The sequence below is a fragment of the Dactylosporangium sp. NPDC050588 genome, from assembly GCF_040654975.1.
In the GTDB taxonomy this organism is placed as follows: domain Bacteria; phylum Actinomycetota; class Actinomycetes; order Mycobacteriales; family Micromonosporaceae; genus Dactylosporangium; species Dactylosporangium maewongense.
This window is the reverse complement of record NZ_JBFAJA010000049.1, coordinates 1-20317: the sequence shown is the minus strand read 5'-3', so window position 1 is coordinate 20317 and position 20317 is coordinate 1. Positions and strand designations below refer to the sequence as shown.

The window sequence follows — 20317 nt, the reverse complement described above, 5'->3', positions numbered from 1 at the left end:
GGGTCCAGGACGGCGAGGTACGACCGAGATGCCATCGCGTCCACCCGGCGGCGCTCCACGCGCCGGTGCCGCTGCCACTTCGGAGTGCCCTCCCGAAGTAGCGCGCTACGTGCCCACCCCGTTACAGATAGGCAGATCGTGATCGTCGGTGGTTGGTCGAAACACCGACCGATCGGCGCAATTCCCCTGTGGGATGCGGCGTGAGCACCGCTACGGCAGGGTCCATCGTTGCGCGTCGGACCGGTTGCAGGCCGACATCCGCTGCGGGGCCCTGCTGTTCGCGTTGTCCAGGCTCCCGAGGCACAGCCCCGACGCCTGGTTGATCAGCGAGCCCGCGGGTCCGGACCGCCACCGCTGGGCCGGTCCGCCGTCGCAGCCGCGCAGGCGGAGCTGGTCGCCCGACGCCTGCAGGCACCGGCCGACGGCCCGGATGGTGCCGTCCCCCGCCACGGTCCATGCCTGGCCGGAGCTGCCGTTGCAGTCCGCCCGCCGGACCTTGTCGCCGCCGTCGTCCGGGTAGGCGCTGCCGTCGAGGCACAGCCCGGACGCGCCGGTGATCCGGCCCGTGCGGGACTCGACGCCGGGCGGCGGTGACACGGCGGGCAGTTCGCTTGGCGCGGGGTCACCACTCGGCGGGACGGCATCCGATGGGCCGGGTGACACCCCGGGCAGCGGCGGCTTCCCGGGGACGGACGACTCTCCGGCCGTCGCCGGCGCGTCCGACGCCCCGGCCGACGCCCCGGCCGACGCCGCCTCCGTGTCCGGCGCCGGCAGGGCCGGTGCGGCGGCCGTCTCGAAGAGGCCACCCCTCGGCGCCGGCGTCCAGGCCGGGCTCGCGGCGGGCGCCGCGGGCCGGTCGCCGAGGCCCAGCCCGAGGGCGGTGGCGCCCAGCGCGAGCACCAGCATGCCCGAGCCGACGGCAAGGCGGCGCCAGCGGACCCGCCTGCCCGGACGGGCGGCCTGGGTCGGGAGGACGTCGGTGGGCGTCCCCGCGTGCCGGCCGTCGTCCTCGGATCGGTCGTCGGGCGCCGGTTCGTCGTCGAAGGGTTCGTCGGCCGCGAGCTGGTCCGCGAGCAGGCGGACGTACGGACGAACCAGCAGTGGCTCGTCGTCGAGTTCCGGCCCGGCCGTGCACGCGGCCGTCATGCTGGGATCGGTCATGCGCCGGCCGCTCCCTCCACCCAGGGCCGCCGGTTCAGTCGCGGCCGTCGCCGTCGCGGCCCTCGTACACCTTCACGAACAGCGCCGGGGGTCGCATGACGCCGAACGTAGCGGGCATCGGTGCGTACTGATGAAATCGCGGAGGGTGATTTCGGAAATCACCCTCCGGATTCACCCGCCTCGGGTGGGTGGAACGTCTACCTCCGTCCGGCCGGGGCGCGCCGTGGCCCCGGCCGAACGGCCGACCGTCAGCCGGCGGCGATGTCCACGGTCAGCGGCTAGAAGTGCTCGCGCAGCTCGGGGAGCAGCTCGAACGCGAGGAACGCGGCACCCGTCGGGTCCAGCAGGAACGCGCCCTGACCGATGCCCGCGTCCACCGGGCCGGCCATCAGGCGCCCGCCCAGCGACTCGGCCCGCGAGGCGGTCGCGGCGCAGTCGTCGACCAGGATGATCGTGCGCCAGTGCGCGGGGGTTCCCGGCGGGTAGAGCGCGCCCATCGGGCTCATGCCGCCGACCACCCGGTTCGTCGCGACCCACTCGTGGTACTCCTGGTTGGCGCCCGCCGAACCGGCGCGCTCGGTCCAGCCGAAGACCTTCCCGTAGAAGCTCACCGCCGTGGGTATGTCGGGGGTGACGACCTCGCTCCAGCAGATCGCGTTCGACTCGTTGACGACCTGCGTGCCGGCGAACGTCCCGCGCTGCCACGCGCCGAACACCGCGCCGCCCGCGTCGGCGAAGAGGGCGCTGCGCCCGCGCGTCCCGGCCTGCGCCGGCGGGGCGAGCATGCTGCCGCCCGCGTCGGTGACCAGGCCCGCGGTCGCCTCGACGTCCTCGGTCGACACGTAGGTCAGCCACGCCGACGGGCGGCCGGGCGCCGCGGCCAGACCGGCCACCGCCAGGTCGCGCAGCAGGAACGTGGTGGTCCCGTCGTCGGCGGGCGCCACCGTCCAGCCGAAGAGCCCGGTGTAGAAGTCGGCGGAGGCCGAAGCGTCGGGGCTGGTCAGCACGGTCCAGCACGGCGTAGCAGGGGCGTAACCACGTACTCGCACCAGTCCCCCTCAGTTGAAGATCCCCAACGATAAGAAAAAAGGTCTGACCTTAGATCATCCGAAGGGCCATGAATACCCTGGGTGCGTGGCTGATGAGACCCCGGTGCGAGCGAACATCCGCGACGCCTCGACCATGCGCGCGCTCGCGCACCCGGCGAGGATCGCCATCCTCGACCGGCTCTTCGACGGCGGGGAGCCGGCGACCGCGACGGAGCTCGCCGAGGTCTGCGGCCTGTCACCCAGCGCGACCAGCTACCACCTGCGCGAGCTGGCGAAGGTCAACCTGATCGAGCAGGCGCCGAGCCGCGGCGACGGCCGGGAGCGGGTCTGGCGCAGCCAGCTGCGGGGGCTCAACATCGAGCCCGGCCCGGAGGGCGGCGCGGCGGAGCGGGCCGCGGACCGGGAGCTGTCGCTGATGTTTCTGGAGATCGAGGACGCCCGGGCGCGGGCGTGGCTGGCCCGCCGCGATGAGGAGCCCTACGCGTGGTACACGGCCGCGACCTCGGCCGACATGCAGATCCAGGTCACCGCGGACGAGCTCAGGGCGCTCAACGACGAGGTGTTCGCGCTGTTCGAGCGGTACGCGCGGTCCCGCCGTCCCGACCCGCCGGAGGGCGCCCGCCAGGTGAACGTGACGTACCGGACCTTTCCCCGCAGTTAGGGCAACCATCTGGTGATCACGAGATGTGAAGCATTAACTTCGAAGTATGTCCTTCGCATCTCCTCGTGACGTGTACCTGCTCGCGGTCGCGCGAGGCGTCTCGTACCTCGGGGACTTCATGGCCGCCACCGCGATCCTGCTCGCGCTGCAGGACCGCGGCGCGGGCGGATCCGCCGTCGCAGCGGTCCTCATCGCGTCGGTCCTGCCGGTCGTCGCGCTCGCCCCGCTCGTCGGCCGCCTCGTCGACCGGGTCGACAGCCGCGTCCTGCTCACCACCGTCGGCCTCGGCCAGGCCGCCTGCTGCGCCGCGATGGCCCTCACCACCAGCACCTGGCTGCTGATCACGCTGGTCGCGCTGCTGGCCGCCGGCGTCGCGGTGACCTCACCGACGTTCAACGCGCTGCTGCCCGACTGCGCCGGACCCGACGGCGTCGGCCGGGCGATGGCGATCGGGCAGACCGCCAACTCGATCGGCACGCTCGCCGGTCCCGCCCTCGCCGGACTGCTCGTCGGCGCGTTCGGCCTGCGCGTCCCGCTGCTCATCGACGCCGTCACCTACCTGGCCGTCGTCGCCGCTGGGCTCCTGCTGCGCACCCGCCGCACTGCGGCGCCGGCAGAAGCGGCAGGCACTGGTCATACACCGTGGAAAATCCGCGACGACAAATTCCTGCTCGCATTGACCTGCCTGGTCGGGGCCATCGTGCTCACGATCAACGTCGACATGGTCGTGGGCGTGTTCTTCATCCGCGAGACGCTCGGCGGCAGCCCCGCCGAGTTCGGGCTCGTCGAAGCGGCGTGGACGGCCGGCATGCTCGCCGGAGGATGGCTCGCCGCGTCCCGCGCCCGAGACGACGGCGCACTCGGCCGGGCCCTCGCGCTGATGCACCTGGCGACCGCGCTGGTCGTGCTGCTGTCGGGCTTCGCCACCGCGGTGTTGCTGGTGTACCCCCTGTGGCTGCTGGGCGGCGCCGTGAACGGAGCGGAGAACAACTTCCTCGGCGTCATCGCCGCCAGGCGCGTCCCCGCGGCCGTGCGAGGGGCGTTCTTCGCCCGGTTCGGCGCCGTGATCAACGCCGCCAACCTCATCGGCTACGTGGCCGGCGGCGTGCTCGTCGGCCGGTTCGAGCCGCGGCAGATCGTCATCGGCTGCGGCGTCGCCGGCCTCATCGCCGCCGCGACCCTCGGCGGCTGGATGTGGCGGGTCAGCGCGGCGGCTGGGTCAGCAGCTGCTTCGTCACTTCCCGGCACGTCTTCGTCCCGTAGTCCTTCCCCAGCGTGCTCGGGTAGTGCGCCATGACCCCGATCGTCCACCCGTCGCCGACGGCCATGCACGCGATGTGCCACTGACCGTCGTCCCGGGCGAGCCAGCCGTTCTTGATCGCGGTCGTCTTCTGTACGTCCGCCGGCAGCACCTCGATCGGCCCGAACCGACCCGGCCCGCGCACGTTGCGCATCTCGTTGAGCAGCCAGCCGGTCCACTTCGGCCCCGCCGCCCGGCCGTCACCGATGCACTTCGCCAGCCGGGCCACGTCGCGCGCCGACATCTGCGTCAGGCTCCATGAGTTCTGCGTGCCCTTGGTCTCCGTGAGCCCGCAGGTCGTGATCATGCGCTTGATCGAGGTGAGGTTGCCGTTCTGGACGTGGTACTTGAACGTGTTCTCGGTCTCGGAGTCGCGGATCATGCGCGTCAGCTCCTGCAGCGCGGCGGCCGCGGGCTGCTTGTTCTGCTCGGCCTGCCGGCGCAGCCAGTCCGCGGCGACCCAGGCCTTCGCCATGCTCGCGGTGTCGCTCGTCGTGTACGGGGTCGACCCGTACATCTTGTCTTCCTTCAGGTCGTAGAACGCCCACGACCAGAAGCCCTTGACGTTCATCGTCACCGGGTTGGTCGGCGTGAAGAGCGGGCCGCTGGGGCTGGGGCTCGGGCTCGCTGCCGGACTCGCCGCGGACTCACTCGCCGCGGCCGCTGCGGCGGGCTGCTGGGTGTTTTGCGGCTTTTGCTCCGAGGGTGTGCTGCAGCCCGCCAGCATGATGGCGCAGGTCAGTGCCGCGAGGGGGCGTCGCATCCCCAAGAGGGTACGCGCCGTGACAATGCCCCGCCCGCCTGCGTGTCCCGCCGGATCACGCGCTGTGACAATGGCCGCCTCTCCTGCTTGAGCGGCGAATCCTGGGGCACCATGGGCGGTGTGCCTGCACTGCAGCGGCCCCGCGTCGGCCACATCCAGTTCCTGAACTGCCTGCCGCTCTACTGGGGGCTGATGCGCTCGGGCGCACTGATCGACGTCGACCTGCACAAAGATTCCCCCGAGCGGCTGAGCGCCGCCCTCGTCGCCGGTGACCTCGACGTCGGCCCGATCACCATGGTCGAGTACCTGCGCAACGCTTCCGACCTGCTGCTGCTGCCCGACATCGCGGTCGGCAGCGACGGCCCGGTGCTGTCGGTCAACCTCGTGTCCACCGTGCCGCTCACCTCGCTCTCGGGCCGGCGCGTCGCGCTGGGCGCCACGTCCCGCACCGGCGTCATGCTCGCCCAGATGTACCTGGAGTCGAAGGTCGGCGTCACGCCCACGTACTTCCAGAGCCCGCCCGACCTGGCCCGCATGCTCGACGAGGCCGACGCCGCCGTGATCATCGGCGACGTGGCCCTGCGCGCGATGCACGACGCCCCGCAGCACGGCTGGACCGTCACCGACCTCGGCCAGGCCTGGCGCGACTGGACCGGCCTGCCGATGGTCTTCGCCGCCTGGGCCGTCCGGCGCTCCTTCGCCGAGGCCCACCCCGGCCTGGTCAAGGACGTCCACCAGGCGTTCCTGCGCTCCAAGGAGCTCTGCCTGACCGAGCTCGACGAGGTCGCCGAGGCCGCCGCCCGCTGGGAGACCCTGTCGGCGGCGACCCTCGCCCACTACTTCCGCGTGCTGGACTTCTCCCTCGGCGCCCGCCAGGTCGAGGGCATCCGCGAGTTCGCCCGCCGCACCGCCGCCCGCGGCGTCGTGCCCGCCCTCCCCCCGAACGGCCCGGAGTTCTTCATCGGCTAGTACTACATTCGGTGACTGTTGTGTATACGGGTTCAGTGATCAATTTGTATGCGTCAGGTACGGTGAAGAGAAAGCGGAGCGCCACCGTGACCGCCGCCCCGCCTTCCCGCCGACGCGAGGCCTGAGCCCTGCCTGACGTCCCCGAGTCGAGTCGCCGCCCGTTCGCTGCCTGATCGCGCGACCGGTGCGGCGGGAAGCGGGTTCGCTAGGCCTGGAGCTGGCGGGTGACGCTGGTGCAGATCTCGGCGCCGTAGCCCATGCCCTTCGAGGACGGGTAGACGGTCAGGACGCTGAGGACCCACTCGGTGCCGATGGCCAGGCAGTTGACGTGCCACTTGCCGTCGCTGCGGGCGATCCAGCCGTTCTTGACCGCCGTCGTCGCCTGCTCCGTGGCCGGCAGGGCGGGCACGATGCCGAACTCCTGGCTGCTGGCGACGTTGCGCATCTCGTTGAGGACCCAGTCGGTCCACTTCGGACCGGCCGCGCGGCCGTCGCCGATGCAGGCGCCCATCCGGGCGGCGTCGCGGGCCGAGAGCAGGGTGCTGGCCCAGTCGATGTAGGCCTTGCTGTCCGTCAGCCCGCACATCTGCACGAGCCGCGTGATGCTGGCCGAGCGGCCGTCGAGGGTCCAGAAATACGAGGCGGCGGTGTTGTCGCTGTTGCGGATCATGGATGTGAGCTGGCGGAGGATCGAGGTGCTGGGGTTCGGGGTGCGGCGCAGGTAGTCGGCGGCCAGCCAGGCCTTGATCATCGAGGCGGTGCGCTGGGTGGTGGCGGCGTTGGGGGAGCCGGCCATCTCGCCGGTGCGGCGGTCCAGGACCGTCCAGGACCAGAAGCCCGTGGCGTTGACCGTGACGGCGGCGGGGTGCAGCAGCGCCGGCGGGAGTGACGGGGCGGCCGGCGCCGCCGGGGCGGCCTTCCGGGTCGCCTCGACCTGCGGCGCCGTGGGCTCGGTCACGGCCGCGGGCGCGGCGGCGCTGAAACTGTGGTCGTCCAGCAGGTTGCTGCCCCACACGAACGGGACGCCGATCATCACTGCGACGGCCAACAGTACGAGCATGGTGAATCCGACGCGCTTGCGCATGGGTCGGTGGTCCTCCCTGGCGGTCGCACCCATTGCATCGACCGCTGGTCATGAGCAGATGTAGCCGAGGTAACCAGCACGTAAGCAATCAGGGAGTGACGCCACGTGATGATCCCGGACAGTCTCTCCTTCCAACGCATTCTTCGCAGCTCGGACGCGCTCAAAGGTCCCTGGTAGTTGCCTCGATGGCTGTGACACCTTCTTGCCGATGCGGTCGGTTGCTGTAACACTGAGAGGGTGTACGGCAACGACTTCGCCCCGCTCCTCGAGCAGGTGGACAGCGCCGAGCGGGACCTTCACGACGCCGCCGGCCGGGACGTCGCGGCTGGTGAGGACCTTCAGGGCTACTTCGACGCGATCGTCGCGGCCGACCAGAAGATCGAGCCACGCGACTGGATGCCCGAGGCCTACCGCAAGACGCTGATCCGGCAGATCGCCCAGCACGCGCACTCGGAGATCATCGGCATGCAGCCGGAGGGCAACTGGATCTCCCGCGCGCCGTCGCTGAAGCGCAAGGCGATCCTGCTGGCGAAGGTGCAGGACGAGGCCGGGCACGGCCTGTATCTCTACGCCGCCGCCGAGACGCTCGGCATCTCCCGCGACGAGCTGGTCGAGATGCTCATCGACGGCCGGCAGAAGTACAGCTCCATCTTCAACTACCCGACCCTGACCTGGGCCGACGTCGGCGCGATCGGCTGGCTCGTCGACGGGGCCGCGATCGTCAACCAGGTGCCGCTGTGCCGGTGCTCCTACGGGCCGTATGCGCGGGCGATGATCCGCGTCTGCAAGGAGGAGTCGTTCCACCAGCGGCAGGGATTCGAGATCCTGCACACGCTGTCGCACGGCACCCCCGGGCAGAAGGCGATGGCGCAGGACGCCGTCGACCGGTGGTGGTATCCGTCGCTGGCGATGTTCGGCCCGCCCGACGGCGACTCGACCCACTCCGAGCGGTCGATGGCCTGGAAGATCAAGCGGTTCTCCAACGACGAGCTGCGGCAGCGGTTCGTCGACATGTGCGTCCAACAGGCCGGCGTCCTCGACCTGCGGATCCCCGACCCCGACCTGCAGTGGGACGAGGAGCGCCAGCAGCACCACTACACCCAGCCCGACTACGACGAGCTGATGCGGGTGATCAAGGGCGACGGCCCCTGCAACCAGCAGCGCATGGAGCACCGCCGGCGAGCCCACGAGGAGGGCGCCTGGGTGCGTGAGGCCGCCATGGCGTACACGGCGAAAAGAGAGAACAGTGCTGTTTGAAGTATTCGTCCGGCCGAGGCGGGGGCTGTCCCACGCCCACGTCGGCAGCCTGCATGCGTCCGACGCCGAGATGGCGCTGCGCAACGCCCGCGACGTCTACACCCGCCGCCAGGAGGGCGTCTCGATCTGGGTCGTGCCGGCCGCGGAGATCACCGCGAGCAGCCCCGACGAGAAGGACGCCTTCTTCGCGCCCGCCGCCGACAAGGTGTACCGGCATCCCACGTTCTACGACGTGCCCGAAGGTGCGAGCCACATATGAGCCACTTCGGGTACGTGCTGGGTCTCGCCGATGACGCGCTGATCGCCGCGCAGCGGCTGAGCGAGTGGTGCTCGCGCGCGCCGGAGATGGAAGAGGACATCGCCCTGGCCAACATCGCCCTCGACCAGCTCGGCGTCGCCAGGATGCTGCTGAGCTACGCCGGCGAGCTCGAAGGCCAGGGCCGCACCGAGGACGACCTGGCATACCTGCGCGAGGCGCACGAGTTCCGCAACGTCCGGCTGGTCGAGCTCGACAACGGTGACTTCGCGGTCACCATGGCCAAGCTGCTGTTCCTGTCCGTGTACCAGCGGCTGCTCTACGACCGGTCGATCGGTGCCGGCGACGAGCGGATCGCCGCGGTCGCCGCCAAGGCCAGGAAGGAGTCGGCGTACCACGTCGATCACAGCTCCAGGTGGGTCGTGCGGCTCGGCGACGGCACCGATGAGTCGCACCGCCGCATGCAGGCCGCCGTCGACCAGATCTGGCCCTACACGCACCAGCTGTTCGAGGCCGACCCCGCCGTGCACGCCCTGGCCCTGACCGGCGTCGTGGTCGCCCCGTCGACGCTGCGCCCGGCCTGGCTCGACACGATCGACACCGTCCTGACCGAGTCCCACCTGAGCAGACCGACGGCCGAAGCGGCGTCCCAGCTGAGCAGCCCGACCACCGAAACGGCGGTCATGAGCAGGACCAGGACCGAGCACACCGAGGCACTGACCGAGCTGCTCGCCGACATGCAGGTGCTGCACCGCGCACACCCGGGAGCCCGCTGGTGACGCTGTTCGACGTGGTCGCCGCCGTCAAGGACCCCGAGCTGCGGGTCCTCAACGTCGCCGAGCTCGGCATCCTCCGCGACGTCGACGTCACCGAAGACGGCAGCGCCGTCACGGTGACGATCACCCCGACGTATTCGGGCTGCCCCGCCATGGACCTGATCCGCGCCGACATCGAGTCCGCCCTGCACGACGCGGGCGTCGAAGACGTCCAGGTGCGGACCGTGCTCGACCCGCCCTGGACCACCGACATGATCACCGAGGAGGGCCGGTCGAAGCTGGCCGCGGCCGGCATCGCGCCGCCGAGCTCCACCAAGGTGACCGTCCAGCTGTCGATCCGGTGCCCCCGGTGCGGGTCGCCGGCGACCGAGCAGCTGTCCCGGTTCGGCTCGACCGCGTGCAAGTCGCTGTGGCGCTGCACCGCCTGCCTCGAGCCCTTCGACGCGGTGAAGGCGCTATGACGGCCCCGCCCAAGCTGCGCCGCCCGACGTTTCACCGGCTGCCCGTCGTCGACGTCGAGCAGCTCACCGGCGACTCGGTCGTGGTGACGTTCGACGTCCCGGTGCCGCAGCGCGCCGCGTTCGCGTTCCAGGCGGGGCAGCACCTCACCGTGCGCAGATGGCACGGCGACACCGAGGTCCGCCGCTCGTATTCCATCTGCTCGAGCCCGTCGAAGCTCGCCGCCGAAGGGGTCCTGCGGGTCGGGATCAGGGCGGTGCCCGGCGGGGCGTTCTCGTCCTACGCGGTCGCCGACCTCTGCCCCGGCGACGAGATCGACGTGATGCCGCCGCTGGGCCACTTCACCACGGCGTTCGACCCCGCCCGCACCCGGCACTACGGTGCGCTGGTCGCCGGATCCGGCATCACGCCGGTCCTGTCGCTGGTCGCGACGGCCCTCGAGGTCGAGCCGGCCAGCCGGTTCACCGTCGTCTACGGCAACCGCGCCGCCGGCACCGTCATGTTCGCCGAGGAGCTCGCCGACCTCAAGGACCGCCATCGCGAGCGGCTGCACGTCGTACATGTGCTGTCGCGGGAGGCGCAGGAGTCGGCGCTGCTGTCGGGCCGCCTCGACGAGCAGCGCATCGGCGCCATCCTCGACACGCTGGTCCCGGCGGCCACCGTCGACGAGTGGTTCCTGTGCGGGCCGCACGGCATGGTCCTCGACGCCCGGGTCGCGCTGAGCCTCCGGGGCGTGTCCGACAACGCCGTGCACACGGAGTTGTTTCATGTCGCCGATGTACCGGCAGCGCCCGCCCGACCCTCGGCCGACATGGACGGCGTGACGGTCGACATCGTCCTGGACGGTCGCACCTCGACCATCGCGATGGCCCCCGACGAGCGCATCCTCGACGCCGCGCTGAGACAGCGACCCGAGCTGCCGTACGCGTGCAAGGGCGGTGTCTGCTCCACCTGCCGCGCCAAGGTCGTGTCCGGTTCCGTGGAGATGGCCCGCAACTTCGCCCTGGAGCCGGACGAGGTCGCCGCCGGGTATGTCCTCACCTGTCAGGCCCTGCCGATCACCGACAAGGTCGTGGTGGACTACGACGCATGACGCTGTGCATCGATCCGTGGATCGATCCCATCCGCGGCCGCGGCGGCTCCGAATGAACGACATGAGACCCGAACACGAGGAGCTGCCCACCCAGCGACTCGTCGCCGTGCCGCCCCCGCAGCGCCGCGTCGACGCCGACGAGCTGCTGGGCCGGGTCGCCCGGGGCGACGAGCGGGCGTTCGCCGAGCTGTACGACCTGCTGTCGCCGCGCGTGTACGGGCTGATCCGCCGCGTGCTGCGGGATCCGGCCCAGTCGGAGGAGGTCGCGCAGGAGGTCATGGTCGAGGTGTGGCGCAACGCCGGCCGCTTCGACGGCACCCGCGGCTCCGCGACCGCGTGGGTCTTCACGATCGCGCACCGCAGGGCCGTCGACCGGGTCCGCGCCGAGCAGGCCAGCAGCGACCGGGCGCAGCGGGTGGCCGCCAGCAGCGTCGACACCCCGTACGACGACGTGGTCGAGACCGCGACGGCCCGCATCGAGCAGCAGCAGGTCCGCCGCTGCCTCGACGGCCTCACCGACCTGCAGCGCGAGGCGATCACGCTCGCGTACTACAACGGCAACAGCTACCGCGAGGTCGCCGACCTGCTCGGCGCCGCGCTGCCGACCATCAAGACACGCATGCGTGACGGGCTGATCCGGATGCGGGACTGCCTGGGGGTGGCGTTCTGATGGCCGAGACGGTGGACATCCACGCGCTGGCCGGCGCGTACGCGCTGGACGCGGTCGACGACCTGGAGCGCGCCGCCTTCGACCGGCACCTGCGGGAGTGCGGGGCGTGCGCGGTCGAGGTCGCCGAGCTGCGGGAGACGGCCTCGTGGCTGACCCACGCGGTCGCCGAGGCGCCCCCGCCGCGGCTGCGGGAGTCGGTACTGGCCGAGATCGGCCGGACCGCGCAGGAACGACCCCGGCGGGGTGCCTCCGGCGCGGGCCGGTCCCGGCGCTCCCGGTTGCTGCGCTGGACCGCCGCCGCGGTCGCCGCCGTGGTGCTGGCCGCCGGCGTGGGCGTCGGCACCTGGACGGTCGCGCGGCAGGGCGTACAGCGGGAGAACGCGCGGATCGACGCCGTCCTCGCCGCTCCGGACGCCCGCCTGGTCTCCTCGGAGATGGCGGGCGGCCGGGTGACGCTGATCGTTTCGCCCTCCCGGAACGCCGCGGTGGCGGTCCTGGACGGTCTCGCCGACCCTGGCGCCGGCAAGGACTACCAGCTGTGGATGATCGGTGACTCCGGTCCCGCGCCGGCCGGTGTCGTGGCCGGTGGGACGGGCCGGCAGTACATCACCGGACTCGCGCCCCTGTTCGCCGTCACCGTCGAGCCCGAGGGCGGATCTCAGCGGCCCTCACCGACGGGCGTCGGTCAGATCACGCTGTGAGGGCGGCCTCGATCGCGGCCTGGTCCTCGGCGGTGGGGACCCAGGATCCGGCCGCGACGTTGGCCTCGACCTGCTCGGGGCTGGTCGCGCCGGCGATCACGCTGGTCACCGCCGGACGGGCGGCCAGGCCACCGATCGCGACCGTCAGCAGGTCGACGCCCCGCTCCCGGCCGACCGCTTCCAGGCGCTCGATCGTGTCCCAGGGCGCGGCGGCGAGGACCTTGTCGAAGCCGTCCCGCGCCAGGCGGGTGCCCTCGGGGGCGGCCTCGCCGCGCCGGTACTTGCCGGTCAGCAGCCCGTGCGCGAGCGGGAAGAACGGCAGCAGCCCCACCCCGTAGTGCTCCAGCGCCGGCACCAGGTCCTTCTCGATGCCGCGCTCCAGCAGCGAGTAGTAGTTCTGCGCGCTGACGAACGGCGCCTTCCCGGTGGTCTTCGCGGTCCACGCCGCGTCGGCCGCCTGCCATCCGGAGAAGTTCGAGTGTCCGATGTACCGGACTTTGCCCGCTTTGACGAGCGCATCGAGGGCGTCGAGGGTCTCCTCGATCGGCGTCGCGGGGTCCGGGGCGTGCAGCTGGTACAGGTCGATGTAGTCGGTCTTCAAGCGCCACAGCGACGCCTCGACGGCCTTCGCGATGTACCGCCGGCTGCCCCGCGCGCCCCAGTCGGGCCCGTTCGAGCCGCGCGCGTCCATGCCGAACTTGGTCGCGACGATGACCTCGTCCCGGCGCTTCCCCAGCGCTCTGCCCAGCGCCTCCTCCGAGGCGCCCGGGGTCGCGCCGTACACGTCGGCGGTGTCGAACAGGGTCACTCCGAGATCGATCGCGGCGTGGACGACGCCCGCCGCGCGGTCCGCGTCGATGCGGCCGCCGAAGTTGTTGCATCCGATGCCGACGACGGAGACGGTCAGGCCCGAGGAGCCGAGGCGTCGATAGCGCATGTCAGTCACTTGGTGATCCTAGGCACGAGAGGTCGCGGGGCCCTGCCATACCCGTTTGCCGCCAACGTAGTCTCGGAGGTGTGACGGAGACTCCGGTGATCAGCGACATCCTGCAGCGTGCGGCCGACGGCGGGCGGATCAGCGCGGAGGAGGCGCTGCTGCTCTACACCGACGCCCCGTTCCACCCGCTCGGTGAGGCGGCCGACACGGTGCGCCGCCGCCGATACCCGGACAACATCGTCACGTACCTCATCGACCGCAACATCAACTACACCAACGTCTGTGTCACGGCCTGCAAGTTCTGCGCCTTCTACCGGGCGCCGAAGCACGCCGAGGGCTGGACGCACGGCACCGAGGAGATCCTGCACCGCTGCCAGGAGGCGGTCGACCTCGGCGCGACCCAGGTGATGCTGCAGGGTGGCCACCACCCGGAGTACGGCGTCGAGTACTACGAGGAGCTGTTCTCCTCCGTCAAGCAGGCGTTCCCGTCGCTGGTCATCCACTCGATCGGCCCGTCCGAGGTCCTGCACATGGCCAAGGTCTCCGGCGTCTCGATCGAGGAGGCGATCCTGCGGATCAAGGCCGCCGGCCTCGCCTCCATCGCCGGCGCCGGCGCCGAGATGCTCCCCGAGCGCCCGCGCAAGGCGATCGCCCCGCTCAAGGAGTCGGGCGAGCGCTGGCTGGAGGTCATGACCCAGGCGCACCGGCTCGGCGTCTCCTCCACCGCCACGATGATGATGGGCACCGGCGAGACCAACGCCGAGCGCATCGAGCACCTGCGCATGATCCGCGACGTGCAGGACAAGGCGGTCGCCAACGGCTACACGACCGAGGCGGACCTCGACGGCACCGTCGGCGGCTTCCGGTCGTTCATCCCGTGGACGTACCAGCCGGAGAACAACCACCTGAAGGGCCGCACCCAGGCGACCAGCCTCGAATACCTGCGGCTCGTCGCGGTCTCGCGACTGTTCTTCGACAACATCGCCCACCTGCAGTCCTCGTGGCTCACCACGGGCAAGGACGTCGGGCAGGTGTCGCTGCACCTCGGCGTCGACGACCTCGGCTCGATCATGCTGGAGGAGAACGTCATCTCCTCCGCCGGCGCCCGCCACCGCTCCCGCCTCACCGAGCTGGTCCAGATGATCCGCGACGCCGACCGGATTCCCGCGCAGCGCGACACCCAGTACCGCCACCTGCGCGTCCACCTGACCCCTGCCGACGACCCCACGGACGACCGCGTGCAATCACACTTCTCCTCGATCGCCATCCCCGGCGGCGGCACCGGCCGCTCCATCCCGCTGACGCCGGTGTCGTCATGAGCCGCGCCTCGCTGGACAAGCAGCCCCACGAGGTCGCCGCCATGTTCGACGGCGTGGCCAAGCGCTACGACCTCACCAACACCGTGATCTCCGGCGGTCAGGACCGCATCTGGCGCCGCGAGACCCGCCTCGCGCTCGGCCTCAAGCCCGGCGAACGCGTCCTCGACCTCGGCGCGGGCACCGGCGTCTCGACCGAGGAGCTGGCCAAGTCCGGCGCCTTCGCCGTCGGCGTCGACCTCTCCATCGGCATGCTCCAGGCCGGCCACGTCAAGCGCCCGGCGGTCCCGCTCCTCGCCGGCGACGCCCTGGCCCTGCCCTTCGCCGACGAGACCTTCGACGCCATCACCATCTCCTTCGCCCTGCGCAACATCGTCGACACCGACGCCGCGCTCCAGGAGATGGCCCGCGTCACCAAGCCCGGCGGCCGCCTGGTCATCTGCGAGTTCAGCCACCCCACCTGGCGCCCCTTCCGCGGCGCCTACCTCGGCTACCTGGTCAAGGCCATCCCCCAGGTTGCCAAGCGCGTCTCCAGCAACCCCGACGCCTACGTCTACCTCGCCGAGTCCATCCGCGCCTGGCCCGATCAGGAAGGCCTGGCCGCCCGCGTCGCCGCCAACGGCTGGCGCAAGGTCGCCTGGCGCAACCTCACCGGCGGCGTGGTGGCCCTCCACCGCGGCTTCCGCGTCTAGCCCCACCGCCACCTCACCGCGGCCCGCCGCCGGGATGCTCACCCTGCGCCCCGGCGGCCCCAGCCGGGGAGTCCTTCACCCACTCCGTCAGCGGGTCGGTCGAGAGAGGCCTCCGAGCCTGCGCGGCGGAGACGCTCACCCCAAACTGCGCAGCGGGTCCTATCGAGGAATGCTCACCCGGTCGGTCGAGGGAACCTCCTGATACCACGCGGTGGATCCCGTGAGCGCGGCCGGTCTGACGCAGATGCTCACCTGCACCCCGGCGGGTCGCATCGGGGAATGCTCACCTCGCACCGCGCGGCGGGTCCGTCGCGAGAAGCTCCAGAAACCGGGCGGCAGGTCCGTCGGATCCGGCCCTCCATGCCAGGCGCGACGAGCCGCTCATCCCGCCCCGCGCGGCCGGCCGACCAGGGGTGCCCACCCCACATCGCAGTTCCGGGTCCGTCACCGGAAGCTCCCGAACTGCGCGGCGGATCCCGCTGCGGGTGCTCACCCCGCACTACGCGGCGAGCCCGGAGCGGGGACGCGCTTGCCTCCGCACCGCGCGGCCGGCCGACCAGGGTGCTCACCCCACATCGCAGTTTCGGGTCCGTCACGGGAAGCTCCCGAACTGCGCGGCGGATCCCGCTGCGGGTGCTCACCCCGCATTACGCGGCGAGCCCGGAGCGGGGACGCGCTTGCCTCCGCACCGCGCGGCCGGCCGACCAGGGTGCTCACCCCACATCGCAGTTTCGGGTCCGTCACGGGAAGCTCCCGAACTGCGCGGCGGATCCCGCTGCGGGTGCTCACCCCGCATTACGCGGCGAGCCCGGAGCGGGGACGCGCTCGCCTCCGCACCGCGCGGCCGGCCGACCAGGGTGCTCACCCCACATTGCACGGCGAGAAGCTCCAGAAGGCCGGGCGGCAGGTCCGTCGGATCCGGCCCTCCACGCCGGGCGCGACGAGCCGCTCCAGCGGCCTGCCAGGTGAGCGGCGCCCTCTCCGGCCCTCGCTGCGCTGCTCACCTGCGTTCACCAGGGAGGGCTCGCCCCGCACGCCGGCGGAGCGCGCCGCCGCGACCGCACCGGCAGGGGCGCGCCCGCGGGCGACGTCCGATGGCCGGATGTCGTTGGGCGTGGCTCCGGATGGCGCTCCGCGACCGGCTCGCCCGTGATCCCATGCGGTCCCGGGGCAGCCAGGGCCACCGGAACCGCACGGGATCACGAAGGACGGGGCGGAGGGCGAGGAGCTGGCCAGGCTTTCCAGTGCAGCGGGCCGAGCGGCGGCGACGCCATCGTCGCCACCGCATCGGGGCCGAGCGTCGCCATCATCACCACCGCACCAGGGCCGAGCGGCGCCATCATCACCACCGCACCGGGGTCGAGCGGCGGCACCATCACCACCGCACCGGGGTCAGGCGGTCCAGGTGCTGGCGCAGCTCGGCCACCAGGTCGGACGGGCGGGTGGTCAGGTCGGTCCAGGAGTAGCTGACGACCGTCCAGCCGGCGGCGGCCAGCCGGGTGTGCCGCTCCCGCAGCGGCGCCGGCTCCAACTCGTCGATGCCCAGCTCGATGACCAGCTTCGCCTCGGGGAAGACCAGGTCGCCCAGGCCGATCAGGCCCCACCGGTCGCTGATCGGCTCGTGCGGTGACCAGCCCCAGATCCCGGCCCGCTGCAGCAGCTTCCCCGCCAGCTTCTGCGCGGCCGTGCGGTTGCCCAGGGCGACCATCCGCACCAGCCGGACCAGCCGCGGCGTCCCGTGCCTGCCGGTGGCGTCGCGGATGCGGGTCGCCAGGTCGGGCATCGTCGTCCAGCACTCCTGCAGGGCGGTCGCCAGCAGGGCCGAGGCGGCGCCGTCGGGCAGCAGGCGGGCACAGTCGAAGACGGTGCGTGACGGCGTCGTGACCTGCTGCTGGTCGACGGTGCAGATGTCCGTCGCGGGCAGGTCCACCGGCACGACGTGGACGTGCCTGAGCCGGGGGCGGCGGCCGGGAAATGCGACGAACGTCTCTGTGCTCGGCACCTCCCAGCCGTGCCAGCGGGCGGCGGAGGGGCCGGCGAGCACGGCGCCGGGAAGGGCGAGCTGCGCGGCGACGTCGCGCAACCTGGGGGTGACCGGCAGGCCGCGGTCGGCGAAGACGTCCCGGACGACCGGGGACCAGTCGCCGGCCTGCACCTTGGTCCTGATCCGCAGCGTGGTGAAACCGCAGCTCAGAGCCTGTGCGCGAGTGAAGAGGCCGCGTTGGTCAGCGGCAAGTGCGTCGAGCCGGTCACGGTCCGGCTGCCCGGGGTTCATGATGACCGAGGATCGTCATGCGCCCACGCGAAGTCGACGCACAACAATTTTCTGTGGATAACCCAGCGCCATGATCACCGTCTCCGAGACGCTGGATCAGACCGACCGCTGCCTTGTCGTCCCATTTGCCGATCTAGGTGACCGCTGGGGTGAAAACTTAGGGTCGCCTAACCGACAGCGGACCTCGTCACGGTTCTAGACTCGCACCAGAGTGACTTTGTGAAGACTTTCACGAGCCGGAAACGACCGGGAGCGACCCCCGGGAGCTGCCGGTCAGCGAGACGAAGGGCAGGGAGGTGGCGGCTGTGACCGACACGCGGCAAGACGCAGATGTCATCGTCGTCGGCGCCGGGCCCGGCGGTTCGTCCGCCGCGTTCCACCTCGCCCGGCACGGGCTGCGGGTGCTGCTGCTGGAGAAGACCGAGTTCCCCCGGGAGAAGGTCTGCGGCGACGGCCTGACCCCGCGCGCGGTCAAGCAGCTCATCAAGATGGGCATCGACACCACCGAGGAGAAGGGCTGGCTGCACAACCGCGGCCTGCGCGTCATCGGTGGCGGCATCCGGCTCGAGCTCGACTGGCCCGACCTCGCGAGCTTCCCGGACTACGGGCTGACCCGCACCCGCATGGACTTCGACCAGATGCTGGCCACGGCCGCGACCGACGCAGGCGCGATCCTGCGCACCGGCACGCCGGTGACGGGGCCGATCCTCGACCGCACCGGCCGGGTGGTCGGCGTGACCGCGACCGGCCCCGGCAAGGAGCCGCTGGAGTTCCGGGCGCCGCTGGTCATCGCGGCCGACGGGGTCTCCGGCCGGTTCGCGCTCGCGCTCGGCATCGCCAAGCGGGAGGACCGGCCGATGGGTGTGGCCGTCCGGCAATACTTCCGCAGCGAGTTCCGGCACGACGACGACTACCTGGAGTCATGGCTGGAGCTGCGCAGCCGTGAGTCCGGCGACAAGCTGCTGCCCGGCTATGGCTGGATCTTCGGCCTCGGCGACGGCCGGGTCAACGTCGGCCTGGGCGTGCTCAACAGCAGCGTGGCCTACGGCAAGACCAACTACAAGACGCTGCTCTCCGACTGGGTCGACAACACGCCGGCCGAGTGGGGCCTGTCCGACCCGGCCAACGCTGAGGGCAAGCCGCAGGGCGCCGCGCTGCCGATGGGCTTCAACCGGGTGCCGCACTACACCCGGGGCGTCCTGCTGGTGGGCGACACGGGCGGCATGGTCAACCCGTTCAACGGTGAGGGCATCGCGTATGCGATGGAGTCGGGTGAGCTGGCGGCGGAGATCGCCATCCAGGCCCTGGCCCGCCCGCAGGGCACCGCGCGCGAGCGGGTGCTGGCCAACTACCCGACCGAGCTCAAGGCGCGGTATGGCGGCTATTACCGGCTCGGCAACATCTTCGTGAAGCTGATCGGCAATCCGCAGGTGATGCGGATGGCCACCAAGCACGGCATGCCCCACCCGATGCTCATGCGGTTCGTCCTGAAGCTCCTCGCCAACCTCACCGACCCGCGGGGTGGCGACGCCATGGACCGTGTGATCAACGCGATGACCCGGATCGCGCCGGCAGCTTAGCCAGCAGGCAGACATATGACGGCACATCCCGAAAACCGCAACTGAACAGCCAAAGCGCAGCCAAAAGCACAGCCCCGGACGGAGCGGTCCGGACCTCACCGAATAGTGTTAAACCGCATACAGCTTGAGTGGTCCCCAGGGGCGGCAGCCCCGCCGGGCTCGCCGAAAGGACGGAGCAGCACAGTGTCGCTCGCGCCGTACGTACCTATCCTTGGACTCTTCGCCCTCGCCGCAGCCTTCGCGCTGTTCTCGGTGGCGGCGGCCCCGTTCGTCGGGCCGCGCCGCTTCAACAAGGCGAAGCTCGACGCCTACGAGTGCGGCATCGAGCCCACTCCGCAGCCCGTCGGCGGTGGCCGCTTCCCGGTCAAGTTCTACCTGACCGCGATGCTCTTCATCGTCTTCGACATCGAGATCATCTTCCTGTACCCGTGGGCCATGAACTTCGGCATGCTCGGGGTGTTCGGGTTCGTGGAGATGGTCCTGTTCATCGTCACGGTGTTCGTCGCGTTCGCCTACGTGTGGCGGCGCGGCGGGCTGGATTGGGACTGAGCCATGGGCATCGAGGAAAAGGTACCGACCGGCGTTCTGCTGACCACCGTCGAGAAGCTGGTCAACTGGTCGCGCAAGGCCAGCTTCTGGCCCGCCACGTTCGGCTTGGCCTGCTGCGCCATCGAGATGATGGCGACCGGCGCGGCCCGCTACGACCTGGCGCGCTTCGGCATGGAGGTCTTCCGGGCCAGCCCCCGCCAGGCCGACCTGATGATCGTGGCCGGCCGGGTGAGCCAGAAGATGGCCCCGGTCCTGCGCCAGATCTACGACCAGATGCCGGAGCCCCGCTGGGTGCTCTCGATGGGCGTCTGCGCGTCCAGCGGCGGCATGTTCAACAACTACGCGATCGTGCAGGGCGTCGATCACATCGTGCCCGTCGACATGTACCTGCCGGGTTGCCCGCCGCGGCCCGAGATGCTGATCGACGCGATCCTGCGGCTGCACGACAAGGTGATGGCCGAGCCGCTCGGTGACCGTCGCCGCCGCATGATCGAGGCGCGGGTCGAGCGCGACGGCGCGCCGATCGTGCCGCCGGGCGCGATGCCGTCGAGCTACCGGTTCGACAAGGCCAAGCGCGCCGAGTGGACCAAGGCCGTCGCTCAGGGCCGCGAGGAGCAGCTGCGCATCCAGAAGTGGATGGAAGAGCGGGCGAACCTGTCCGGAGGAGCGAAGTGACTGAGGTAGAACCGGTCGGCACGTAGGGCAGGGCGGTGACGTCGGTGCGGTTCTCCTTGCGGGCCAGGCGCCGCGCCAGGAACGTGTAGTAGAC

Annotated in this window: 22 protein-coding genes; 15 read left to right on the top strand and 7 right to left on the bottom strand. The window is 71.3% G+C overall.

Going from position 1 to position 20317, the window contains the following annotated elements:
* Window positions 1-210: 210 nt before the first annotated feature.
* Window positions 211-1161 (bottom strand): RICIN domain-containing protein, encoded by a 951-nt coding sequence (locus AB0I21_RS30880; RefSeq protein WP_360566410.1) that lies wholly within the window; start codon window positions 1159-1161, stop codon window positions 211-213.
* Window positions 1162-1439: 278 nt separating this feature from the next.
* Window positions 1440-2210: a VOC family protein gene (locus AB0I21_RS30875; RefSeq protein WP_360566408.1), complete on the bottom strand. Its 771-nt coding sequence runs from the start codon at window positions 2208-2210 to the stop codon at window positions 1440-1442.
* 85 nt (window positions 2211-2295) lie between these two features.
* On the opposite strand from AB0I21_RS30875, the gene AB0I21_RS30870 reads away from it, so the two are divergent.
* Both AB0I21_RS30870 and AB0I21_RS30865 read left to right on the top strand, forming a co-directional pair.
* A complete protein-coding gene (locus AB0I21_RS30870; protein ID WP_360566406.1) occupies window positions 2296-2871 on the top strand; it encodes a metalloregulator ArsR/SmtB family transcription factor in 576 nt (191 codons plus the stop codon).
* 46 nt (window positions 2872-2917) lie between these two features.
* Complete coding sequence (locus tag AB0I21_RS30865) at window positions 2918-4168, top strand: MFS transporter (protein ID WP_360566404.1); 1251 nt, start codon at window positions 2918-2920, stop codon at window positions 4166-4168.
* Here AB0I21_RS30865 and AB0I21_RS30860 read toward each other — a convergent pair.
* Window positions 4074-4934 carry a hypothetical protein gene (locus AB0I21_RS30860; RefSeq protein ID WP_360566402.1) on the bottom strand — a complete coding sequence of 287 codons (861 nt, stop codon included), beginning with the start codon at window positions 4932-4934 and terminating at the stop codon, window positions 4074-4076. The genes AB0I21_RS30865 and AB0I21_RS30860 overlap by 95 nt on opposite strands.
* Window positions 4935-5054: 120 nt before the next feature.
* Here AB0I21_RS30860 and AB0I21_RS30855 point away from each other — a divergent pair, with 120 nt between their 5' ends.
* Entirely contained in the window at window positions 5055-5903 is an 849-nt protein-coding gene (locus tag AB0I21_RS30855) for a menaquinone biosynthesis protein (RefSeq protein ID WP_344508992.1), read from the top strand.
* Between the two features lie 205 nt (window positions 5904-6108).
* Here AB0I21_RS30855 and AB0I21_RS30850 read toward each other — a convergent pair whose 3' ends face one another.
* Window positions 6109-6963 carry a serine hydrolase gene (locus AB0I21_RS30850; RefSeq protein ID WP_360566399.1) on the bottom strand — a complete coding sequence of 285 codons (855 nt, stop codon included), beginning with the start codon at window positions 6961-6963 and terminating at the stop codon, window positions 6109-6111.
* 261 nt (window positions 6964-7224) lie between these two features.
* Between AB0I21_RS30850 and paaA the strand changes: the two genes are divergently transcribed.
* From paaA to AB0I21_RS30815, 7 genes are all read left to right on the top strand, one after another.
* The gene (gene paaA / locus AB0I21_RS30845) at window positions 7225-8244 is read left to right on the top strand and encodes a 1,2-phenylacetyl-CoA epoxidase subunit PaaA (RefSeq protein WP_360566398.1); all 1020 of its coding nucleotides are present in this window, start codon (window positions 7225-7227) and stop codon (window positions 8242-8244) included.
* Window positions 8234-8503, top strand: a complete 270-nt coding sequence (gene paaB, locus AB0I21_RS30840) for a 1,2-phenylacetyl-CoA epoxidase subunit PaaB (protein ID WP_344508998.1) — start codon at window positions 8234-8236, stop codon at window positions 8501-8503. The genes paaA and paaB overlap by 11 nt, the downstream gene beginning before the upstream one ends.
* The gene (paaC, locus tag AB0I21_RS30835; protein ID WP_360566396.1) at window positions 8500-9279 is read left to right on the top strand and encodes a 1,2-phenylacetyl-CoA epoxidase subunit PaaC; all 780 of its coding nucleotides are present in this window, start codon (window positions 8500-8502) and stop codon (window positions 9277-9279) included. Before paaB ends, paaC begins: the two co-directional genes overlap by 4 nt.
* Window positions 9273-9737 carry a 1,2-phenylacetyl-CoA epoxidase subunit PaaD gene (gene paaD / locus AB0I21_RS30830; protein WP_360566522.1) on the top strand — a complete coding sequence of 155 codons (465 nt, stop codon included), beginning with the start codon at window positions 9273-9275 and terminating at the stop codon, window positions 9735-9737. Before paaC ends, paaD begins: the two co-directional genes overlap by 7 nt.
* Window positions 9734-10828 (top strand): 1,2-phenylacetyl-CoA epoxidase subunit PaaE, encoded by a 1095-nt coding sequence (gene paaE / locus AB0I21_RS30825; RefSeq protein WP_360566394.1) that lies wholly within the window; start codon window positions 9734-9736, stop codon window positions 10826-10828. The genes paaD and paaE overlap by 4 nt, the downstream gene beginning before the upstream one ends.
* A gap of 61 nt (window positions 10829-10889) precedes the next feature.
* On the top strand, window positions 10890-11498 hold the full coding sequence (locus AB0I21_RS30820) for a sigma-70 family RNA polymerase sigma factor (protein WP_360566392.1): 609 nt from the start codon (window positions 10890-10892) through the stop codon (window positions 11496-11498).
* Window positions 11498-12199, top strand: a complete 702-nt coding sequence (locus AB0I21_RS30815; protein ID WP_360566391.1) for an anti-sigma factor — start codon at window positions 11498-11500, stop codon at window positions 12197-12199. The genes AB0I21_RS30820 and AB0I21_RS30815 overlap by 1 nt, the downstream gene beginning before the upstream one ends.
* Here AB0I21_RS30815 and AB0I21_RS30810 read toward each other — a convergent pair.
* On the bottom strand, window positions 12189-13136 hold the full coding sequence (locus tag AB0I21_RS30810; protein ID WP_360566521.1) for an aldo/keto reductase: 948 nt from the start codon (window positions 13134-13136) through the stop codon (window positions 12189-12191). The genes AB0I21_RS30815 and AB0I21_RS30810 overlap by 11 nt on opposite strands.
* 80 nt (window positions 13137-13216) lie before the next feature.
* Here AB0I21_RS30810 and mqnC point away from each other — a divergent pair, with 80 nt between their 5' ends.
* Both mqnC and AB0I21_RS30800 read left to right on the top strand, forming a co-directional pair.
* A complete protein-coding gene (gene mqnC / locus AB0I21_RS30805) occupies window positions 13217-14455 on the top strand; it encodes a cyclic dehypoxanthinyl futalosine synthase (protein WP_344509007.1) in 1239 nt (412 codons plus the stop codon).
* Complete coding sequence (locus AB0I21_RS30800) at window positions 14452-15144, top strand: demethylmenaquinone methyltransferase (RefSeq protein WP_344509009.1); 693 nt, start codon at window positions 14452-14454, stop codon at window positions 15142-15144. The genes mqnC and AB0I21_RS30800 overlap by 4 nt, the downstream gene beginning before the upstream one ends.
* Window positions 15145-16343: 1199 nt before the next feature.
* Here the strand turns inward: AB0I21_RS30800 and AB0I21_RS30795 are convergent.
* Together AB0I21_RS30795 and AB0I21_RS30790 are read right to left on the bottom strand one after the other, a co-directional pair.
* The gene (locus AB0I21_RS30795; protein WP_360566388.1) at window positions 16344-16526 is read right to left on the bottom strand and encodes a hypothetical protein; all 183 of its coding nucleotides are present in this window, start codon (window positions 16524-16526) and stop codon (window positions 16344-16346) included.
* Window positions 16520-17419, bottom strand: coding sequence for a hypothetical protein (locus AB0I21_RS30790; protein ID WP_360566387.1), 900 nt, complete (start codon window positions 17417-17419; stop codon window positions 16520-16522). Before AB0I21_RS30790 ends, AB0I21_RS30795 begins: the two co-directional genes overlap by 7 nt.
* Before the next feature lie 305 nt (window positions 17420-17724).
* Here AB0I21_RS30790 and AB0I21_RS30785 point away from each other — a divergent pair, with 305 nt between their 5' ends.
* From AB0I21_RS30785 to AB0I21_RS30775, 3 genes are all read left to right on the top strand, one after another.
* Window positions 17725-18999 carry a geranylgeranyl reductase family protein gene (locus AB0I21_RS30785; protein WP_344509013.1) on the top strand — a complete coding sequence of 425 codons (1275 nt, stop codon included), beginning with the start codon at window positions 17725-17727 and terminating at the stop codon, window positions 18997-18999.
* 183 nt (window positions 19000-19182) lie between these two features.
* A complete protein-coding gene (locus AB0I21_RS30780) occupies window positions 19183-19548 on the top strand; it encodes an NADH-quinone oxidoreductase subunit A (RefSeq protein WP_344509015.1) in 366 nt (121 codons plus the stop codon).
* 3 nt (window positions 19549-19551) lie between these two features.
* A complete protein-coding gene (locus AB0I21_RS30775; protein ID WP_360566385.1) occupies window positions 19552-20223 on the top strand; it encodes an NADH-quinone oxidoreductase subunit B family protein in 672 nt (223 codons plus the stop codon).
* Window positions 20224-20317 lie beyond the last annotated feature (94 nt).